At 69.4% G+C, this 3,252-nt stretch carries 3 protein-coding genes and 1 tRNA gene; 2 read left to right on the top strand and 2 right to left on the bottom strand.

What is annotated here, in order from left to right:
- Positions 1-331: 331 nt before the first annotated feature.
- A tRNA-Asn gene (locus ACY45C_RS20805) sits at positions 332-404 on the bottom strand.
- A gap of 152 nt (positions 405-556) precedes the next feature.
- Between ACY45C_RS20805 and ACY45C_RS20810 the strand changes: the two genes are divergently transcribed.
- Together ACY45C_RS20810 and ACY45C_RS20815 are read left to right on the top strand one after the other, a co-directional pair.
- Positions 557-853, top strand: coding sequence for a hypothetical protein (locus ACY45C_RS20810; protein ID WP_462189241.1), 297 nt, complete (start codon positions 557-559; stop codon positions 851-853).
- A complete protein-coding gene (locus ACY45C_RS20815; protein ID WP_462189242.1) occupies positions 843-1,319 on the top strand; it encodes a winged helix-turn-helix transcriptional regulator in 477 nt (158 codons plus the stop codon). The genes ACY45C_RS20810 and ACY45C_RS20815 overlap by 11 nt, the downstream gene beginning before the upstream one ends.
- A 377-nt stretch (positions 1,320-1,696) precedes the next feature.
- On the opposite strand, the gene gltX is transcribed toward ACY45C_RS20815, so the two are convergent.
- Complete coding sequence (gltX, locus tag ACY45C_RS20820; protein ID WP_462189243.1) at positions 1,697-3,109, bottom strand: glutamate--tRNA ligase; 1,413 nt, start codon at positions 3,107-3,109, stop codon at positions 1,697-1,699.
- Positions 3,110-3,252: the final 143 nt, after the last annotated feature.

A 3,252-nucleotide genomic window follows, 5' to 3' on the forward strand; every position in this document is an offset into this window, starting at 1 on the left:
GCCGGTCGGCCTTCATCCCAGGTGGGCAGATTCATCGCCCGGACCCGTTCGAACAGGTTTTCCACGTTGAACGACGCCAGTCGCACCGGCCACCCCCACAGCACCGTCGTGTTGGCTCTGCTGCACAGCGTGGCAATCTGAGGGGCTACTGTCGACCCACCGGCAGGTGAATCTTTCGTGATCTTGATGGTTCACGCGTGGCCGTGCTTGTAGTAGTTCTCTTGATCTTGCATCGATCAAGATCATAGTATGGATGGGTAAGGCTAAAGTGGTACTGATATGACTCGGAATTGATCTTCGGAAGGGATCGGGCCTCCGGCCTGGGCCTATGCTCCCGCGATAGGACTCGAACCTATAACCTGCCGGTTAACAGCCGGCTGCTCTGCCAATTGAGCTACGCGGGATCGGGTGCCGTGCACCTGCCATGCACCTGACGTCGTCAGCCTACCTGAGGTTCGGGCGGTCTTGGACGTGGGGTAGGAATCAACCCGACGACACAACGTCAAGCGGCCGGCGGCCATCCGCCTGCACGTCCCTCGGTCTCCTGGGAGGCAACATGCGTATCAGGCCCAGCGTCATCCTGGCCCTCGGTCTCGGATACGTCCTCGGCGCCCGGGCCGGCCGGGAGCACTACGACGCCATCATGCGGCAGGTCCGTGACCTCCAGGAGCGCCCGGAGGTCCAGAGCGCGGCGGGACTCGTCTCCGCGCAGGCGGCCACCTTCTACCAGAAGGCCCGGGACCTGCTTGGCGCCCACGCCGGGCAGTCCGCGACCAGGCTGTTTACTCCCCTCGGCTCGCACAGCTCCAACCGTGTCGGATCCAACGGCGTCGGCTCGGTCGGTGCCCGCTGATCGGGGCACCCTCGCGCCGGAGACCCCGGAGGCCACCGATGAGCGGTCCCGGCGGGACATGCCGATGAGGCAGGCGAGGCTGAACGGGCCGGGACGACCGCACGCCTCCGGTCACCCCGAGACTCCGGACGGCGCACCGTCCGCCCTCGCCGGTCTTGTGGACCTGTTGGGCCGGCGTTTCGCCCTCGCCGTCTACTGGAACCTGCGCGGGACGGCCCTGCCGTTCCGCGCGCTTGTGGCGCGGCTCGAGGCGCCGCAGGCCCAGGTGACCCAACGCCTGCGGGAGCTGCGCGAGGCCGGCCTCGTCGAGGTGGACGAGGCCGGCGAGTACCGGCTGACCGCGCACGGCCGTCGCCTGCAGGGAGTGCTGGAACCGCTGGCGGCCTGGGCGGACGAGTGGTCCGGGCTGAGCCCGCGCCAGCGCACGCCCCGAGGGTCAGCTACCCAGGGTCACGGTGAGCCCTAAGCCCGGTGGACTCCCGCTTGATGGCAACATCCTGACACCGCGGGATGGTCACTCTCGAGAGGCATTTCGTGACAGCAAGATCACAGCTTGTCTTGAGCTCGTTTTAAGGATCTCTTAGGCCCGGCGGGGTGTGCTGGTCCTTGTCGAACGCGGTCGCACCTTGGGCCATCCGGGTGGCCCAAGGTGCGACCGCCCGGCCGCCCGGGTGGCTGGCGAACTGGAGCAGCCTCACCCACCAGAGGTAACCCCGGCTTCTGGTGGGTCTCCCCAGCCCGGGTCGCGGCCCGTCCCAGCCGCGACCCGGGCTCAGCCCTGCCCGCCGCGCGAAGCCGCCACGGACCGGCGTGCGCGCGAGGCCGTCGTGGACCGGCGTGAGGTCAGCCGCCGGTGAGCCGTTCCCGCGCTTCGGCGAGCCGCCGCAGGGTGGTCTCCCGGCCGAGCACCTCCAGCGACTCGAACAGGGGCAGTCCCACGCTCCGCCCGGTCACGGCGACCCGCACCGGTGCCTGCGCCTTGCCGAGCTTGAGACCGTGCCGCTCGCCGACCTCGGTAAGTCCGGCCTTCAGCGTCTCGGCTTCCCATTCGATCTTGTCGTAGAGGTCGTGGACGTCGGCGAGCAGTTCCGCCGCCGGCCCCTTCATCGCCTTGGCCCAGGCCGCGTCGTCGATTGGTACCTCCGGCAGGAAGAGGAAGTCGACCATCGGCACGATCTCCGACAGCACGGAGACCCTGCTCTGCGCCAGGGGGGCGAGGGCGGCGAACGCGTCCGCGCCGAACGCGGCCGGCTCCCACGGCGCGGCCGGTGCCGAGAGCCAGGGCCGGACCGCCTCGATGAACTCCTCGACGCTCAGCCGCCGGATGTACTCACCGTTGAACGCCTTGAGCTTCTTCTCGTCGAAGAACGCCGGCGACGGCTTCACGTCGGCAAGGTCGAAGGTGGACTCGATCGTCTCCCAGGGCACGATCTCGTCCTCGCCGGGCGGGGCCCAACCGAGCAGCATCAGGTAGTTCTTCATGGCGGCGGGCAGGTATCCCTCGTCCCGGTAGGACTCGAGCGCCACCTTGTCGCGCCGCTTCGACAGCTTCTGGCGTTTCTCGTTGACGATCACCGGGACGTGCGCCCACACCGGCGGCGCACCCGCGCCGAGCGATGCCCAGAGCAGCTGCTGCTTCGGGGTGTTCGACAGGTGTTCCTCACCCCGGATGACGTGGGTGATCCCCATCTCCAGGTCGTCGACGACGTTGGCGAGCAGGAACACCGCCGACCCGTCGGCCCGCGCGACCACGAAGTCCTCGATGGTGTCGTTCGGGAACTCCGGCGTGCCGCGGATGAGGTCCTCGACGATCGTCACGCCGTCGTCCGGCGTGCGAAAGCGCAGCGCCCGGCCGGGACCCGGGGTGAGCCCGCGGTCCCGGCAGAATCCGTCGTAGCCGCGCTGCGCGTTGCCGGTACGTTCCGCCAAGGCCTCGCGCGTGCAGTCGCAGTAGTAGGCGAGACCTTCGGAGTGCAGCCGCTCGGCCGCGGCCCGGTGCCGGTCGGCGCGCGACGACTGCAGCACCGGACCCTCGTACCCGCCGGGGCTGATGCCGAGCCAGTCCAGCGCGCTGATGATGCCGTCGGTCCACTCCGGCCGGTTGCGGGACGCGTCGGTGTCCTCGATGCGCAGCACGAAGTTGCCGCCGGCGCGCCGCGCGACCAGCCAGTTGAACAGCGCCGACCGCGCCCCACCCACATGGAAGATGCCGGTGGGAGATGGCGCGAATCGAACCCGTACCCGCCCAGATCCCATGCCGCGCAGCGTACAGCGGATCTCGACGGGCGAACCGGGCGTGGGCCGATGGTGACCGGCCGCGGAATCGGTCTCCCGGGCGGCCGGCCACGCCCCCGTTCAGCCGAGGAGGTCGAGGGGGGTGGTGGGTTGGTGGGGGGTGT

It is taken from the genome of Frankia sp. CcWB2 (assembly GCF_977927585.1).

Bases quoted from the DNA above. Each gene is read 5' to 3' on its own strand.
- ACY45C_RS20810 (WP_462189241.1), top strand. From the start codon at position 557: ATGCGTATCAGGCCCAGCGTCATCCTGGCCCTCGGTCTCGGATACGTC.
- gltX (WP_462189243.1), bottom strand. From the start codon at position 3,109: ATGGGATCTGGGCGGGTACGGGTTCGATTCGCGCCATCTCCCACCGGC.